This is a genomic window from Solibacillus palustris (assembly GCF_022549215.1).
GTDB lineage: Bacteria > Bacillota > Bacilli > Bacillales_A > Planococcaceae > Solibacillus > Solibacillus daqui.
In genome coordinates, this window is record NZ_JAKZFC010000009.1 from 16,403 (window position 1) to 32,491 (window position 16,089).

Below are 16,089 nucleotides of genomic sequence, written 5' to 3' on the forward strand. Positions count from 1 at the left end.
AGAAGAAAGGAATAGAATATGAAATCTTTATCGATCACAACAAAAATTAATGGATTAATAATCGCTAGTATCGCGTTAATTACACTTGCTGTAAGCTTTGGTGTCATTCAAATTGTCGAAAAAACGTTATTACACACGTATGAAAAGAATTTATTGAATTTATCGTATAGTAACAATCAATATTTAGATACATTATTCAAGGGAGATTGGCATGTTGAAAATGGCTCGCTATTTAAAGGCGAGGAAAATGTTGAAAACATGAACGATGAACTTGATCTCTTTTTATCAGATATGGGCATTGTATCAACCATTTTCTTAAATGATACTCGTATCGCGACGAATGTCAAAATCGATGGTAAACGCGCTGTCGGTACAACAGCTTCTAAACAAGTTTCTCAAAAAGTATTAAACGGTGAAACCTATATTGGAACAGCAGATGTAGTCAATGTACCGCATTTAACCGTGTACACACCCATTAAAGATAAAAATGGCAACGTAATCGGCATGTGGTTTGTTGGCGAATCAATTGAATTAATTGATAGTGCCATTGCCAATGTACGCAATATCATTTTAATCATTATCTCAGTAGTAGGCATCTTTGCTATCACTATTAGCATATTTGTTGTACGTAGAATTGTAGCACCTATTAAAACAATTCGTAAGCAACTTTACGGTATTTCTAAAGGAGAAGGCGATTTAACACAAACCCTTCAAGTACAAACGAATGATGAAATCGGTGATCTAGCTAATTCCTTCAATGATATGTTAGCGAAGTTACGCGAGATGATGAGTGAAATTTCCAATACCGCTGAAGAAATGACTATATCCTGCGAAGATTTATTCGAAAGTGCCGCTCAATCTACAAATTTCACAAACGATATTACGAATTCGCTGCATGAAGTAGCAAAAGGTGCAGAGACACAACGTAAAATTACAGTGCAAAGCGAAAATGACATTAACTCATTACATGAAAATATCAATCAAGTTGGACAAGCTATCGAACGTATCGAACAGTCTACAATCCACACTTCAAACCAAGCAGCCGCTGGTAATGACGCCATTCAAATGGTTGTAACACAAATGGAATCGATTCGCTGGTCAGTATTAGAGAGCGAAAAAGTTATTCAACAATTAGGCGAGCAATCGAATGAAATTGGTCTAATTTCGGATGTCATTACAAATATCGCAGACCAAACAAACTTGCTTGCCTTAAACGCAGCCATCGAAGCAGCTCGTGCAGGTGAACATGGTAAAGGCTTCGCGGTTGTTGCTGAAGAAGTACGCATTTTAGCGGAGCAATCCAAAAACTCCGCGCATCAAATTACAGATCTAATCGCTGCGGTTCAATCAAATACAGATAAAGCGGTTCATATGATGTCAAAGGGTTCTCAGGAAGTCACTTCTGGTATTCAAGTTGTTAGTAACACGGAACATACCTTCTCTGAAATTCATGACTCCATTCAATCTGAAAACATTCAATTTAAACAAATTGTACAGCTAACTGATCAAATCGAATCAAGCATTCAAAGCATTCACCAGGTCACATTAAAAACAAGCGCAATTGCTGAGCAATCGGCTATGAAAGCGACGAGCACAGCCCAACTTTCAGATCAAGAGCTAGCTGCAATGGAGGAAATTACAGCTTCTGCAAAATCATTAGAACAAGCTTCAGAAGGCTTATCTAAACTCATTCATCGATTCAAATTTTAACAAGCAAAAAGGCGTGGAATCACAGCTTAAATGCTGATGGCTCCACGCCTTTTGTTAATCAATTATTGTGCTACGTTTTGTATAATCGTTTCAAGTTTCATGCCGCGTGAACCTTTTACTAAAATGAGTGTATCGTTCGTTGCGTACTGTTTGATCGTTTCAATAATCGGCGCATAATCCGCTTCTGAATAAACAAGAAGTTCCGAATTAAATTGACCTTGTAGCTTTTCATATAACCATTTCATGCGTGGGCCATATAAGCATACATAGCTCACAACGTCCGAATCGATATGTTGGGCGATTTCTTCATGCATTTGTTGCTCGTCATCACCTAACTCCAACATATCTCCTAGTACTAACCATTTATCGCCGCGAATCGATGTTTGATTCACAAATTGAACTGCTGCATGCATGCTTGTCGGTGCTGCGTTGTAAGCGTCATTAATGAATAACACATCGCCTACAGGAATCAGCTGCATACGCATATCTGTTAACACGACTTGCTTTAATGCCGCTCGAATTTGCTCGTCTGTCAAACCGAGTGCTTTACTTACAAGCATCGCGTTTAGCGTATTTTTCACTTGGTGCTCACCTAATACCGAAATGAAGAAATCTCCGTCGATTGTACCTTCAACGTGGAAGTTGCTCCCTTCAGCGTTTGCCACAATATTAGATGCAACTAAATCTAAACCTTGTGTAAAGCCAACTGATTGGGTGCTTAAAGTCGGCTGTTTTGTAATAAGGTTTTGCAATAATGGCTCATCACCATCAAAGAATAATACACCGTTGTCATCTAAACCTTGAATGATTTCAAACTTTGCCTGTGCAATGCCTTCACGAGAGCCTAAATCTTGCATATGCGCTTCACCGATGTTTGTAATAATCGCGTAGTGAGGGCGCGCTAACTTCGTTAAAAACTCAATTTCACCAAAGCCGCTCATACCCATTTCAAGCACTGAAATCTCTGTGTCTTCATCTAGCTGTAAAATCGTAATTGGTAAGCCTAATTGGTTGTTAAAGTTCCCGATTGTTTTTTGTACTTTATAATATGGTGCTAGTGAGCTTGCTAAAATATCTTTCGAAGATGTTTTACCGTTCGAACCTGTAATGCCAATAAATGTTGCTTTGTGCTCATTACGGTAGCCCTTCGCCATTTCCTGTAGCGCAATTTCTGGATTGTCGACAAAAATTAGCGGTAAGTGCTGCGGTGGATTTGGTTCATCGTTCATCCATAAAGCTGCCGCTGCCCCTTTTTCAAACGCTTGCTCAACAAAGCGGTGACCATTTACAGCCTCTCCTCGAAACGGAATGAATAAATCTCCTTGCTCGATTGTACGTGTATCAATCGAAATACCTGTTACAACGGTTTCTGGAAATGCTTGATTTTCAATGTTTAGCCAATTTGCTAGCTGTTGTAAATTCTTCTTCACGGTTTCCCCCACTTAGTCTCTGTTGTATTGAAGTCGTTGTTTTTCGGTATGACGCTCAACTGCAAGCGCGATTAATTTTTTGATTAGCTCTGGATATGGCACGTTTGTATGTTGCCATAATAATGGATACATACTTACCGGTGTAAAGCCTGGTAAAGTGTTCACTTCATTAATAAAAATTTCATTGTTTTCTGTAACGAAGAAGTCTGCACGTACTAATCCAGCTCCATCAATTGCTTTAAATGCCTTTTTCGCCATGTCTACTAAGTTCGCATACACTTGCTCTTCTAAAGGGGCTGGAATAATTAACGCTGTTGAACCGTCTTTATATTTTGAATCATAATCATAAAAATCAGTCATCGGCTTAATCTCACCGGCTACCGATACTTGTGGAGCATCGTTTCCTAACACAGCTAGCTCAATTTCACGTGCTGTAACTCCTTGTTCAACAACGATTTTGCGGTCATATTGTAAAGCAAATGCAACTGCTCTTTCTAACTCTGTAGCATTTGAAGCTTTGCTAATACCAACACTTGAACCTAAATTTGCAGGTTTTACAAACATCGGATAGCCTAATGCTTCTTCACATTTCGCTGTATAGCCTTGCTTGTTGCTTTCCCACTCACTGCGAATAAAATGTACATATGGTACTTGAGGTAAGCCTGCCATTTCAAATAGCTGCTTCATCGTTACTTTATCCATCCCAGCAGCAGAACCAAGTACACCGTTACCAACGTAAGGAATATTTAATACTTCTAAAAATCCTTGTACCGTACCGTCCTCACCATTAGTTCCGTGTAATAATGGAAAAATCACCTCGAATGGATTTGCCATATGTGCCGAAATGAATTGCATAATATTATTATCAGATTTCTCTGATGTCGATGTAAATTGTAATTGTTCGATTGATTGTGCGGCTTCTGTTAGTTGAGGTCCTACACGCCATTCACCATTTAAAGTAATAAAAATCGGAAAGACATCAAACTCGCTAAAATCTAAAGCTTGTGTTACTGCCCTCGCTGTAGATAGTGATACTTCATGCTCGGCGGACTTACCACCATATAATAAACCGATTCTTTTTTTCATTTCTTTGACCTCCAGTTTTCACTATTTTCTAGTGTACCATTTCTTTCAATTACGCCTCGGCTAACTTTTGTCCAGATTTTTTTCAAGTTCACTTGAAAAATTCCTCTAAAAAATCTGGGACATCCGCCGGGGCATTGGACCAACACGATGTTGGTCACTCAGGCGTTGTCGCACGATGCGGCGGTCTTAGCCTGAGTTCCTCTACTTCAGTCGGGGTTTGAACCCCCACTGAATCAAGTTAAAACGCTATCGAGCATTCGTCATAAAAAACACCCACTGCTTATTTTGCTGTGAGTGTTAACTAATTTGTATTAATTCATCATAGCTTAGTTTTAAAATTTCATTTAAGTCGTCCCATACTTCATCTGGGTAATCATAGTCACTAAGCATTCGGACTTCGACTCCATAATGCGCATTAGGCTTATCTAATTTATATAGTGACAGTAACGCGCCTTCCTTCACATAAGGTCTATATAATCGTAATGTTGAAGGATCAATTGCTGGTGAATTATTTTTACTTTTTCTTCGCCAAAAATTCCCTGCGCCTTCTTTTTCTTTAATCATCTGATTAAATAAATTCGACACGAGTATTTCAGAATCCCCGATAAAACGATAATAAACTTTCGTCATTTTATCTGCAACGGATGAATAGTACGTATAACGGTTTTGTAATTTACTAAAGAACGGTGTCGCGAGTGGCTCACGCTTATGACTTAAATACAGCAGCTCTGCCTGTTCAAGCGGTGTTAGTGCATTGACATTTTTTTCAGATGCAAAATCAACCCAGCATAAATCCCGCTTTAAATCAATTTCTTTTTTTAAAAAACCTGACATATCATCATTCGTTACAAAATCGAATTGCGTATGCATATTAAACGAGCCATCTTCGTAAGCGTGATTCAACAGCAAAATATTTTTCATGGGCTCAACAGAAGTAATAAATTGCTTTACTGATAACCCGCTATATACGACAAAATGTTCGACATCGTTCATATGTATATAGATATGATGCATAAAATCTTCTGCTGCCTTCATTTTCTTCGCCACGAAATACACACTCCTTTAATACGAATAATAGATTTATTATATGACTTCTTGTGCAAATTTGAAACATTTTATCCTTCGTTTCGTCCAACATTTAAGTCAAAAGAAGTTCAAGTATTTTCCCTAAGAATATGATACAGTAAATAAAGCAAAAAGCTTTGTTTTCTGCACTTATTCTACTTTACATAAAGTAGTGCCTCAATACAATGAGTAGAGATACTTACACAATGTAGAGTAATCTATTAATTATTTTAGGTAGATACAAAAAATACATTCTTTAATTTGTTAGTATCTTTAACCCCTGGAGTGATAAATCAATTACGCCTTGGCGTAATTGCGGATATACTTAGCATTTAACCCACACATATAGAAGTGGAGGACTTTTGTACCTGTCGCTTTGCTTACGGTACAGTAAAATATGCTGAAGAAAGTAAAAAAAACATAAGGTGAAACGATATGGATTCAAACAATTATAATTTTAATAAGCGTTTCGATTGGCCGCTTACCATCATTTTATTTTTATTTCTTGGAGTCAGTCTCCTTGCCATTGCATCTGCTCAAACTTCTGGGCAATATGGTACAAACTTCGTACCAAAGCAAATTATTAACTACGTAATTTTTGCGTTTATTGCTGGTTTTGTTATGTACTTTGATCCAGATCAATACAAAAAACTCGCATGGCCACTTTATGGCTTTGGTCTAGTACTTTTAATCGCTGTTGTAGCTATCCCAACCTCCACTGGTATTACCGTGGAACGAAACGGTGCACAAAGCTGGTTCCAAACACCAATTGGGAACATTCAACCCGCCGAATTTATGAAAACCTTTTACATTTTGGCGACTGCTTACTTAATTAGTAAGCATCACGAAAAAAATCCGAACAAAACCGTTAAAACAGATCTTATGTTGCTCGGTAAAATCGGGGCAACATTAATCGTTCCTTTAGCATTAATTATGCTGCAACCTGACTTAGGCTCAGGTCTTGTATTTATCGCCATTACTGCGGCGCTTGTTATCGTTGCAGGAGTTACATGGAAAATTATTTTACCGCTATTTGGTGGGGTAGCCGTTATTGGTGGCTCACTTCTTTGGATGGCGCTGTATATGCAAGATTTCCTTGAAAAAACATTTGGCTTCCAACCGTACCAATTTGCGCGAATTTATTCTTGGATAGATCCCTATTCATATGCAACATCAGACGGCTATCACTTAATTACATCACTAAATGCAATTGGCTCTGGTGAAATTTTTGGGAAAGGCTTTATGTCACGTGAGGTGTATGTAGCCGAAAACCATACTGACTTTATTTTTGCTGTCATTGGGGAAGAATGGGGCTTTATTGGTGCAAGTGCCGTTATTTGCTTATACTTCTTACTGATTTATCATTTAACAAAAACAACGCTTCTTTTAAAAGATCCGTTTTGTACGTATGTTTGTGCAGGGATTATTGCAATGATTACGTTCCACGTATTCGAAAATATCGGGATGACGATTCAACTATTACCAATTACCGGTATTCCACTTCCATTCATAAGCTACGGTGGTAGTTCGATGATGGGAAATGCACTCGCAATTGGTCTAGTCTATAGTATGAAATTCCATTACCGCACATACATGTTTACATCAAATGATCCAGACGATGAATAAAAAATGAATATAAAAAGCGACCGCAGTCTATAACTTGCGGTCGCTTTTTTAGTTTTGTGTATGTGGAGTTTGCGTTGGTGGTGTTAATACTTTTAAGAGCTCAAGACGCGATTTTGTAACTGTCGCTGTAACACCGACTTTTGCTAAATTGGTAACAATTCGTTTTAAATCTAATTCTTTCGCCATTCGGTACACCTCAAGCTTTCCTAATGTAATTTATATAACGAATTCGATTCTAAAAAGTTTCATTTTCAAAGGTCAGACCTTGTACCTCTATATATTACCACAACAATCAAGGTCTAAATTTATCAGTTTTGTTACAAAAATAATTCTCTAAATTATTATTAACCAATTCATCACGAAATAAACGAATGAAATAAAATTTAGATTATTCCCCTGCATTTCTTTTTAATTAATAATTTACACTATGTTCACAGTAAAAACGATAGGTAATTTAAATTAATGGATGTTTAGCAAACATTATAGGTGGAAATATTGTAGAGAGAAGGAACATTTTGTCGTTATATTTCATTTAAGAATAATTAACTCCGCATCTCAATATGATACATTACGTCTTCTTACTTAACCAAAGTTTAATAGGAGGTGCTTCATGATGAACAATTATGAAAAAAATATATACATTCCTAAAGAATTAACAAATTTCCATACTTGTTTAACTCGGTCTGCTGAACAAGTGGCGATTTTAACCCCTGTTTCACAACCGGCTTTTTTGCATGAAAGTAAATTTGCAGGACTACCATTTTTAACACATAAGTTGGAACATCCAAAAGATGAATACAACCAATATATGCTATTGTTAGCACAAATCAATTTTGCCGAATTTAAACTAGAGCAGCCTTTTCCAGAGGACGGCATTTTACAATTTTATATTTCCCAACAATGCTACGATAAGGTTAAATTTCATTCACAGTATTGCCATTTCAAATTACAATTTTTACCTCATCAGGAAGACTATAACAATTGTCTCCATGACTTTACGTATTTGAGAGATGTCAATTTAACGCATTTTCCAATTCAGCAGGAAATGAAGCTGCATGCTACAACACAATTCGAGCCCGTTTCTGCTACAGATTACCGATTAATTGACTATTTCAATCCAGAAATTATGACAGCTTCTATTACTTTAGATGAACGTTCATTCGAAGATGTTTATTTAGAAAGCTATTTAGCAGCCGAACATAAAATTGGTGGTTATCCTTATTTTATTCATGAAGATTTCCGTAAACAATCCTACTATTTACAGCATTACGATACATTATTATTACAAATTGTATCGAATGATGAACAACATATTATGTGGGGCGATAGTGGTATTATTAGCTTCTTCATCAACTCTAAAAAACTTGCAAATCAGGATTTTTCAGACATTTACTTCCATATCGAAGAATACGATTAAACGATACTTGTTACACTGGGCAAATAAAGAGCCGAGTGTTTCTTTTTGCGTTCAAACATTTTACGTTATAATAAGAACAATGCTAAAGCTCCCGCCCTGCACTGAGTGGGCAAAACGCCACATCCATGTGGCATGCCCCCATGACTCACATCGCGTGAGCCTCAGACATTGGATATTCTTCCTGCGAAAGTATACGCACTACCACTTTTGTAAAAGTGACCGAAAAGATTGAAGGGACATAAACTTTAGCTTAGACAGCTTATAAAAGAGTTATGCATGCTTATCTTTTTAGATTAAACACAACGTATGCAAAATAAAAAAAAGTAGGTGAACTTTTTGAGTGCGATTATTGATAAATATTATCTTGTTCCAATCGTTCTCTTCATTAATGTCATCTTTGCGATTACCGTCATCTTTTTAGAGCGCAAAAAACCTTCATCCAGTTGGGCTTGGCTACTCGTGCTTTTCTTTTTACCGTTTGTTGGATTTTTATTGTATTTACTTCTAGGTCGCCAGTTACGTAAAAAACATTTATTCCGCTGGGATGGAAAAAAGGATATTGGTATTGACCGCCTCATAAATTATCAAATCGAAGCAATTAAAAATGACCAACTCGAATATCGTACCGATCATGTAAAAGAATACAACCATCTTATATATATGAATTTAACGACAAATAATGCCGTCTTAACACAAGATAATTCCGTACATATTTTTGATGATGGTGCCGATAAATTCGAAGCGCTTATTAAAGATATTCTTACAGCAAAAAATCATATTCATATTCAATACTACATTTTCAAACTCGATAATTTAGGTCAACGTATTTATAACGCTTTATTAAAAAAAGCAAAACAAGGTGTCAAGGTACGGATTTTATATGATGAAATGGGCTCACGTGGTGTACGGAAACGTCACTTTAAAGAGCTGCTTGATTTAGGTGGTCAGGTAGAAGTATTTTTCCCATCTATTTTACCGCTTATCAATCCACGCTTAAATTTCCGTAATCACCGTAAGATCGTTGTCATTGATGGTCGAATTGGCTATATTGGTGGTTTTAATGTAGGAGACGAATATCTTGGATTGTCCGACCGATTTGGTTATTGGCGCGATACACATTTGCGCCTTGAAGGTAGCTCTGTGCATCCACTACAAACACGCTTTATTTTAGACTGGAATCAAGCAAGTGCCAAAAATGATATTCAATATGCTGAGCGTTACTTCCCGATCATTCCGCAAAAAGGAACTGCCGCATTACAAATTATTTCAAGCGGGCCTGACACAGATTGGGAAGTAATTAAAAATAATTATTTACGCTTAATAACCAATGCAAAACGTTATGTTTATATTCAAACGCCGTATTTTATTCCAGATGAATCATTCTTTGATGCTGTCCGTGTTGCGGCGCTGGCTGGGATTGATGTACGCATCATGATTCCAAATAAACCGGACCATATGTTTGTTTACTGGGCGACTTATTCCTATGTCGGCCAACTCGTCGAAGCTGGTGCGAAAGTATATCATTATGAGAAAGGCTTTATTCATGCCAAGATGATTGTTGTTGATGATGAGGTAGCATCTGTTGGGACTGCCAATATTGATGTGCGGAGCTTTAGCTTAAACTTTGAAGTAAATGCTGTTTTGTATGACCGCATTTTGGCACATCAACTTGCAGAAATTTTTGAGGGTGACATGTTAGATAGCGTAGAATTAACACATGAATTTTATAAAAATCGGTCAAATATTATTAAATTTAAAGAATCTATTTCTCGACTTTTAACACCAATACTTTAAAAAAAGTGGCTGCACGAAAAGTATTTACTTTTCGCGCAGTGCTTCGTTCGTGTATTAATTATCCGCTACAGGCGGTGCTTCTGCGGTGGTCGAAATAAAAGAACGAATCCTAAAACCGTCACGTCGTGTGACAACGCATTCATAACCAGCATCGTGCTGGCCTCCATCCTCGGCGCAAAGGAGGTGTCCCAGAATCACTTCTCGGACACCCCCTTTTTTACTCTATCCCTAAATATTCTTCTAACGTAACGCCTGCTTCATATACTTTTGTGGCCAAGTCGCCATCTAAATAGCGGAAATGCCATGACTCATACATAAACCCTGTAATATCCTCTTTCCCTAGTGGATAACGTAAAATAAAACCGTACTTGTGGGCATTGTTAACAAGCCATTGCCCTGCCTTCGTTTCTCCAAAGGCACTCGTTAACCATACATCCTCACGCCCCTTTTCACCAATATCGAATGCTAGTCCTGACTGATGTTCTGAATAGCCAGGGCGTGCGCTATAACGGTCCGCTGCATCTTTTCCATCCTTCGCTACATAACGATCATAAAGTGACGTTTGATATTCATAGGATCTGAAACCACTGAAAGCCACTAATTCGATACCTTCTGCTTTTGCGGCTGCTGCCATCTTTTCAAATGCCGCTACTGCAGTAGGATCCTCACCCTTATTGTAGTTTGCCGGTAACGGGATTTTTTTGTTTACAATCAGAACACCTTTAACATACGTTGGTTCTGTTGCTGGCTGTTGCTCCACTAGATAGCCATTAACAACTTCTGGTTCAGTTGAAGGTTGCTCAGATTCCGTTGTAGAATCTATCGGTTTCTTTTCGGGATTGTCTTCTGGTGGTTCAGTAACACTTGATTCAGAGTTTGGATCATCCACCTTATTTGTTCCATCCACTTCATCCGATTCTTCTGACTGTTGCTCATTTTTAGTATCATTTTGCAATACAGAAGATTGTGCAATATAGTATTTATAATAGACTGAGCCTAAAATCGCGATTAATAATACACATGAAATCGATACAATCACAACAATAGGACTCTTTTTTTTCTGTTTTGAGTTCATTACCATTCGCCTTCTTCTTTAATTCTTTTACTTTATCCATTTAACATTATAACAACAACTAATACCGATAAAATGGCAAAGATCATTGACATTTTACGCATCCAATTTGCTTCTTTGTCATGCCCCTTTTCTTTAAACGTTCTTGAGCGGAAAAAGTTTGTTATTGTAAACATAATTGTCATCGATAAAATTGCTGCATCCATGTTTTGCTTAATAATAAAAAACAGTGCCGATAAACTCGAAGCCGCTACTAAAACGAGCGAAATCATTCTTTCATATTTCTTCATGAAAATCTCCTTACATTATATTGATAGCATTATTCATGATTATATACCAAAATAAAAAACCCTCCACCCTTTTGCCTCGATCATGCAAATAAATTGCACAAAACCGAGCGTAATATTAATGGAGAGTTTTATACGATTGTTCATGACCATTGCAATTCAAATACAGCACAAAAAGTATCCGTTCCAATCAAAAGACCTTCATAATTTAAACAATTACAACGCTTGGATCACATAATTGAAGACATGTAATGAAACATTATACGTTTTCGTACTCAACTTCTGTCATTTCAAAGCGGAAAAACTCATGATGTAATTCGTCGCGGAAGTGTTTTGGTGTAACTCCTGTGTATTTTTTAAAAATACGTGTGAAATAGCTTTGATTACAGAAATGGAATTGCTCCGAAATAGATGTAATGCTCTTATTCGTATGACGTAAATAATATTGAGATTCTTCGACACGGCGAACATTTAAATATTCTACTAAAGTAATACCTACGTGTTCACGGAAAATGCGTGATAGATGGCTCGTACTAATATGGAAATTGGCCGCGATGCTCTCTACCGTTAAGTCATTTTCAAGCTCGTCGTTTATGTACATAATTACTTTGTTCACCGTTTGATGACGGAACGTTGGTTGCTTACGATCTGCGATAAAATATACGTAAAAATCGATTAAGTCATCTGCAAACTGTAAAAATTCTGCATCCTTCATTTTGTTTTCAACCATATCTGCACATGCTAAATTAAACGCAAAGGCCTTTTTTGAAGGTACTTGATTATCTAATAGCTTACGTGCAACAATAGAAGATAAAATCACAAAATATTGACGTACTACTTTAATAACTTGTTTTCCAAAACGTAAAGACAATATATCAATAATTTCGTGTAACGTCTTTTTCGCCTTCGATGCCTCTAAATGATACACTTCAAATAAAAGTTTTGATTCTAGTACGAAAAAATCTTCGATGCCAGCATATTGATTGATATTATCAATTTCTTGGAAGTAGCGTTTTGAAATTGTTTCCGAGATTGAACGTTGATGTAGTTGCATAAATTACCCCATCTTTCTTCAGAATAGCTATTCTGTTTCTTGTTCGAAAAACTTTAATGCTGTCTTTCACACATGCAGATAGAAGTGTTTAATGCAGCAACCAATCTACCTACAATTTTATAAAAATATTAGATTTCGTTAAGTAGTCTATACTTAACGCGAATTTATTAAGCAAAGTGATTATTTATACGATTCTAGAAAATCATCGTACAATATTATGTTTTAATATAATATTGTTTGCATTATTAGTAACTATAGAGAATATTACCATATTTTACGTTTTCCTTTCAACCTAATTTTAACAATTATTGTAGTTCTAAATCATTACGTTACTTCCCTTTTTTTGAAAATAATGCGCTGAATACATTGAATAATAATGATTTCATGCATCTTTTCATGCATTGGGTTTTGTTATTATTATCCAAATTATAGTTTCTAAAATCTTCACTTTACTTTGTTATATATAATTTTTCAATAATAAAAAAATCTTCTTAACCTAATTTCTTTAAATATGTAGTAAAATAGTTCATAATTGTATAAAATGCTTATAAAGAGGTGTTAGAGAGTGGATCCAAAACAAATAGAAGAAATTATGGAAGTCATTAAAGAATTTTTCCCGGAAAATACGTCAATTGCTATTTCAGATACAAATGAGTATATATACTACCAAGCTAGCAAAAAGGTAGATTTAAAAATCAAGCCTGGCGATCCAATTAAGGAAGGTTCAGCTGCTTTTAAAGCTTTAGCTTATGGTCAAAAAATCAATTCATACATCGAATCTGATGTATTTGGCGTTCCATACTACGGTATGAGTATTCCATTAGTTGAAGAAGGCGAGACAAAAGGCGCTATTACAGCGATCTTCCCTCAAAAGCCTTCACCATTTTTAACAAATTATATTACAGTTAAAATTGATGATTGTTGGTATCCAATTAAACATAACCAAGTGATTTACCTTGAAACTCAATTACGCAAAACTTTCGTAAAAACGATGCACCGTGAAGGTTACCACCGCTTAAATTTAAGCGACTTAGAGCTATTTTTAGCGCCTGATTCTTTCATCCGTTGTCACCGTTCTTACATCGTTAATATTGACTTCATTGATGAGATTCAACCAGATTCTCATTCTACATTCTTATTAATTATGAAAGATGGTACTCGCATTCCCGTTAGCCAACGTTATGCTAGCTACTTCCGTCGTTCATTAGGATTCTAATATATAAAAAGCGATTTCTCACAAGAGAAGTCGCTTTTTTTCATGACATAGTTATATAACAGTTGGTCTTTTTATCGCTTTTTTCAGTCATTATTGCATAAATTTGCTACATCGCCCTCATTTTCTATATATCATCTTACGTTTAATTTGTCGTTATTGTCGCATTTTATCTCTAAATAACGTTTTTTAAGCGCTTTTATACATTCCACGAAGAAAATGTGACAATTTGATGATAGTATTAACGTAAATGTCAGTGTAAGAGCTGGCGAAAAAACAGAAAATTCCAACAAAAATTTTCTTTTTGATCAAACCATCAAAAACTTTTTAGGGGAGGATTTTTTAATGGATCCACGAGTTGAGAAACGTTTAGGTTTAAAACAATTAGCAGATAAAGTCGTATCTGCACAAGAGGCTGCTGCTTTAATTCAAGATGGCACAGTAGTAGGTATGTCTGGATTTACTCGCGCTGGAGATGCAAAAGTAGTTCCAATGGCTTTAGTTGAACGCGCTAAAACTGAACAAATTAAAATTGACGTATATACAGGGGCTTCTTTAGGTCCTGAAGTAGATAACCACTTAGCAGCTGCTGGTGTTATCAATAAACGCGGTCCGTTCCAAGGTGATGCGGTAATGCGTGGTTTAATTAACAAAGGCGACATCAAATACGTAGACGCTCACCTTTCTCACAATGCTGAATTAGTACGTCAAGGTATTATCGGTCCAATTAAACACTTAATTTTAGAAGCTGTTGCAATTACTGAAGATGGTTTAATTATCCCAACTAACTCTGTTGGTAACTCACCAATCTTTGCTGAGTATGCAGAGAACATTATTATCGAATTAAACATTTCTCACCCTGAGGCATTAATCGGTATCCACGACATCTACATTCCAGGTGAACAAGGTAAGCGTGAAGCGATCCCAATGACAAATGCTGAACAACGTATCGGTGAAATCGGTATCCGCGTTCCTGTTGAGAAAATCCAAGCAATCGTTATTTCTGAAGAGCCAGATGCTCCTTCATTAATCGTTCCTCCAGATGAGGAAACACAAAACATGGCAAACATTTTATTAGACTTCTTCCGTGATGAAATTAAAGCGGGTCGTTTAACAAATGAACTTATGCCATTACAATCTGGTGTAGGTTCTGTTGCGAATGCTGTATTAGATGGCTTTGCTGATTCAGAGTTCGAAAACTTAGTAGTTGCTTCTGAAGTATTACAAGATGCAGTATTCAACTTAATCGATGCTGGTAAAGTACGTTTTGCAGCTGCAACTTCAATTACGTTAACAAAAGAGCTACAAGATAAAGTTTACGGTAACTTAGAAGCTTACGCTGATAAAATTTGCTTACGTCCACAAGAAATCTCTAACCACCCAGAGCTTATCCGTCGTTTAGGTTTAATTTCTATCAACACGGCTCTTGAGTTAGATATTTATGGTAACGTAAACTCTACACATGTTTCAGGTACAAAAATGATGAACGGTATCGGTGGTTCTGGTGACTTCGCACGTAACGCTCGTCTTGGTATCTTCGTAACGAAATCATACGCAAAAGGTGGCGCGATTTCTTCAATCGTACCAATGGTTTCTCACGTAGACCACACTGAACACGATGTAGATGTAATCGTAACGGAACAAGGTATCGCGGATTTACGTGGTCTTTCTCCAAAAGAGCGCGTTGAATTAATTATCAACAACTGTGCTCACCCAGATTTCAAAGAGCAATTATGGGATTACTACAACCGTGCTTACGAAGCAACTGGTGGCGCGCACACTCCTCACATCTTAGAGGAAGCTCTTTCTTGGCACGTAAACCTTGCTAAAAACAAAACAATGAAAAAAGAAGTAGCAAAAGCTTAATTTTTTCCAATAATAAAATGCGATGCGGTAGAGAAATCTAACCGCATCGCATTTTTATTGTTGATGTTGCTGCTCATTGTATTGATCAATCATTCGCTGTGCGCCACCTTCACTAATGAACTCATTCTCATCAATAGTTAAAGTCTTTTTACTTGCCGCGCCTTCAGCAACGTCACCTGCTACATCGCCAACTGGGATATGTTCTTCTTCTGTAGCATATTGCTTGGTGCCTTGGAAGTTTTGTTTTTGTTCGTTTACTGCTTTTGTTGCTCTATCACGTGCATCATTAAGGAAGTCCATCGCTTTATCACGATTTTCCTTTTTACTTAAAAACGAGGCAGCTCCTGCTAATAATCCTGCAACTACAACGCCTTTCCCTTTAAATTTAGCCATTGTTAATTACCTCCTAAATCTTGATTATTACACGTTATTTATAATACCCTTTCATAGGCTTATTCAAACATCTTCA

The 16,089-nt window shown here is 36.7% G+C and carries 14 protein-coding genes; 6 read left to right on the forward strand and 8 right to left on the reverse strand.

Features of this window, described 5'->3' with window-relative positions; translation table 11 throughout:
* Window positions 1-18: 18 nt before the first annotated feature.
* Window positions 19-1,710, forward strand: coding sequence for a methyl-accepting chemotaxis protein (locus LZ480_RS17365; protein ID WP_241370803.1), 1,692 nt, complete (start codon window positions 19-21; stop codon window positions 1,708-1,710).
* 62 nt (window positions 1,711-1,772) lie between these two features.
* Here the strand turns inward: LZ480_RS17365 and LZ480_RS17370 are convergent, their stop codons facing one another.
* From LZ480_RS17370 to LZ480_RS17380, 3 genes are all read right to left on the reverse strand, one after another.
* Window positions 1,773-3,140 (reverse strand): UDP-N-acetylmuramoyl-tripeptide--D-alanyl-D-alanine ligase, encoded by a 1,368-nt coding sequence (locus LZ480_RS17370; protein WP_241370804.1) that lies wholly within the window; start codon window positions 3,138-3,140, stop codon window positions 1,773-1,775.
* A 12-nt stretch (window positions 3,141-3,152) separates the two neighbouring features.
* A complete protein-coding gene (locus tag LZ480_RS17375; RefSeq protein WP_241370805.1) occupies window positions 3,153-4,226 on the reverse strand; it encodes a D-alanine--D-alanine ligase in 1,074 nt (357 codons plus the stop codon).
* 297 nt (window positions 4,227-4,523) lie between these two features.
* Window positions 4,524-5,273 (reverse strand): hypothetical protein, encoded by a 750-nt coding sequence (locus LZ480_RS17380; RefSeq protein WP_241370806.1) that lies wholly within the window; start codon window positions 5,271-5,273, stop codon window positions 4,524-4,526.
* Between the two features lie 453 nt (window positions 5,274-5,726).
* Between LZ480_RS17380 and LZ480_RS17385 the strand changes: the two genes are divergently transcribed.
* Complete coding sequence (locus LZ480_RS17385; protein WP_241370807.1) at window positions 5,727-6,917, forward strand: FtsW/RodA/SpoVE family cell cycle protein; 1,191 nt, start codon at window positions 5,727-5,729, stop codon at window positions 6,915-6,917.
* Between the two features lie 48 nt (window positions 6,918-6,965).
* Here the strand turns inward: LZ480_RS17385 and LZ480_RS17390 are convergent, their stop codons facing one another.
* Complete coding sequence (locus LZ480_RS17390) at window positions 6,966-7,103, reverse strand: Lmo0850 family protein (RefSeq protein WP_241370808.1); 138 nt, start codon at window positions 7,101-7,103, stop codon at window positions 6,966-6,968.
* 424 nt (window positions 7,104-7,527) lie between these two features.
* On the opposite strand from LZ480_RS17390, the gene LZ480_RS17395 reads away from it, so the two are divergent.
* Complete coding sequence (locus LZ480_RS17395; RefSeq protein ID WP_241370809.1) at window positions 7,528-8,334, forward strand: YwqG family protein; 807 nt, start codon at window positions 7,528-7,530, stop codon at window positions 8,332-8,334.
* A 327-nt stretch (window positions 8,335-8,661) separates the two neighbouring features.
* Window positions 8,662-10,128 (forward strand): cardiolipin synthase, encoded by a 1,467-nt coding sequence (gene cls / locus LZ480_RS17400; RefSeq protein ID WP_241370810.1) that lies wholly within the window; start codon window positions 8,662-8,664, stop codon window positions 10,126-10,128.
* 217 nt (window positions 10,129-10,345) lie between these two features.
* On the opposite strand, the gene LZ480_RS17405 is transcribed toward cls, so the two are convergent.
* The 3 genes from LZ480_RS17405 to LZ480_RS17415 form a co-directional block, all read right to left on the reverse strand.
* A complete protein-coding gene (locus LZ480_RS17405; RefSeq protein ID WP_241370811.1) occupies window positions 10,346-11,203 on the reverse strand; it encodes a M15 family metallopeptidase in 858 nt (285 codons plus the stop codon).
* Window positions 11,204-11,235: 32 nt separating this feature from the next.
* A complete protein-coding gene (locus LZ480_RS17410; protein WP_241370812.1) occupies window positions 11,236-11,490 on the reverse strand; it encodes a hypothetical protein in 255 nt (84 codons plus the stop codon).
* 256 nt (window positions 11,491-11,746) lie between these two features.
* A complete protein-coding gene (locus LZ480_RS17415) occupies window positions 11,747-12,541 on the reverse strand; it encodes a helix-turn-helix transcriptional regulator (protein WP_241370813.1) in 795 nt (264 codons plus the stop codon).
* A 565-nt stretch (window positions 12,542-13,106) separates the two neighbouring features.
* Here LZ480_RS17415 and LZ480_RS17420 point away from each other — a divergent pair.
* Both LZ480_RS17420 and LZ480_RS17425 read left to right on the forward strand, forming a co-directional pair.
* Window positions 13,107-13,757, forward strand: coding sequence for a LytTR family DNA-binding domain-containing protein (locus LZ480_RS17420; RefSeq protein WP_241370814.1), 651 nt, complete (start codon window positions 13,107-13,109; stop codon window positions 13,755-13,757).
* Between the two features lie 342 nt (window positions 13,758-14,099).
* Window positions 14,100-15,620, forward strand: a complete 1,521-nt coding sequence (locus tag LZ480_RS17425; protein ID WP_241370815.1) for a succinate CoA transferase — start codon at window positions 14,100-14,102, stop codon at window positions 15,618-15,620.
* A 54-nt stretch (window positions 15,621-15,674) separates the two neighbouring features.
* Here LZ480_RS17425 and LZ480_RS17430 read toward each other — a convergent pair whose 3' ends face one another.
* Window positions 15,675-16,013, reverse strand: coding sequence for a 3-oxoacyl-ACP reductase (locus LZ480_RS17430; protein ID WP_241370816.1), 339 nt, complete (start codon window positions 16,011-16,013; stop codon window positions 15,675-15,677).
* Between the last annotated feature and the right edge of the window lie 76 nt (window positions 16,014-16,089).

Coding starts and splice junctions, on each gene's coding strand:
- LZ480_RS17395 (WP_241370809.1), top strand. CDS start 7,528: ATGATGAACAATTATGAAAAAAATATATACATTCCTAAAGAATTAACA.
- LZ480_RS17390 (WP_241370808.1), bottom strand. CDS start 7,103: ATGGCGAAAGAATTAGATTTAAAACGAATTGTTACCAATTTAGCAAAA.
- LZ480_RS17405 (WP_241370811.1), bottom strand. CDS start 11,203: ATGAACTCAAAACAGAAAAAAAAGAGTCCTATTGTTGTGATTGTATCG.
- LZ480_RS17375 (WP_241370805.1), bottom strand. CDS start 4,226: ATGAAAAAAAGAATCGGTTTATTATATGGTGGTAAGTCCGCCGAGCAT.
- LZ480_RS17425 (WP_241370815.1), top strand. CDS start 14,100: ATGGATCCACGAGTTGAGAAACGTTTAGGTTTAAAACAATTAGCAGAT.
- LZ480_RS17385 (WP_241370807.1), top strand. CDS start 5,727: ATGGATTCAAACAATTATAATTTTAATAAGCGTTTCGATTGGCCGCTT.
- LZ480_RS17410 (WP_241370812.1), bottom strand. CDS start 11,490: ATGAAGAAATATGAAAGAATGATTTCGCTCGTTTTAGTAGCGGCTTCG.
- LZ480_RS17415 (WP_241370813.1), bottom strand. CDS start 12,541: ATGCAACTACATCAACGTTCAATCTCGGAAACAATTTCAAAACGCTAC.
- LZ480_RS17430 (WP_241370816.1), bottom strand. CDS start 16,013: ATGGCTAAATTTAAAGGGAAAGGCGTTGTAGTTGCAGGATTATTAGCA.
- LZ480_RS17365 (WP_241370803.1), top strand. CDS start 19: ATGAAATCTTTATCGATCACAACAAAAATTAATGGATTAATAATCGCT.